Below are 711 nucleotides of genomic sequence, written 5' to 3'. Positions count from 1 at the left end.
AATAATCACATGCTCACGCTGGGCAAGATTGCGGCAGAAATATTCAACCTGATCGGCAAAAATATTAGGCATTGAGGCTTCAACGGTTGCTGGTAAGTTAAGAATAACCTCTTGTCCTTGTTGCGGTTGCCATACGTCGCAGACGGCGTTGCAGACTTCCACAGCGTATTCAGTTTCAGTTTGGCTAAAGCTCTCAGGTGAGTACTGGAATACCCATTCTGTCTCTGGATATTTGGCAGCATACTGCTGCAATAGCTTGGCACCAGTGATTGCAATTTCTTTAATTTCAGACTTATCTTTGCCATAAACCTTTTCACGCTGTACGCGGCAAGTTGAGTTGTAAACATGAACAATGGCTCGTTTGGCCCCCTTTAAAGATTCAAAGGTTCGAGCAATCAGATGCTCACGTGCTTGCACCAATACTTGCAAGGTCACATCATCTGGTACATGGTTTTCTTCGATAAGTTTGCGAGCAAAATCAAACTCAACTTGCGCCGCCGATGGAAACCCAATCTCAATGTCTTTAAAACCCACATCCACCAAAGTTTTAAAAAAGCGCATTTTTTGTTCGATAGTCATTGGATCAATGAGAGCTTGATTACCGTCACGTAGATCGACACTCGCCCATATTGGCGATGCCTCAATAGTTTTACTTGGCCATGTGCGATCCGGTAGTGAAGGTGCAAACGCAAATGGACGATATTTACGAAA

At 43.9% G+C, this 711-nt stretch carries 1 protein-coding gene; it reads right to left on the bottom strand.

Translation table 11 applies throughout. The annotated features are described in order from the left end of the window. The coding region (locus tag ACS8FD_RS20545) for a 2-isopropylmalate synthase (protein ID WP_459252162.1) at positions 1 to 711 on the bottom strand (711 nt) is incomplete at both ends.

It is taken from the genome of Psychrobacter sp. 1U2 (genome assembly GCF_051847575.1).
The sequence above is the reverse complement of the archived record's forward strand: the minus strand, read 5'-3'. Positions and strand labels throughout refer to the sequence as shown.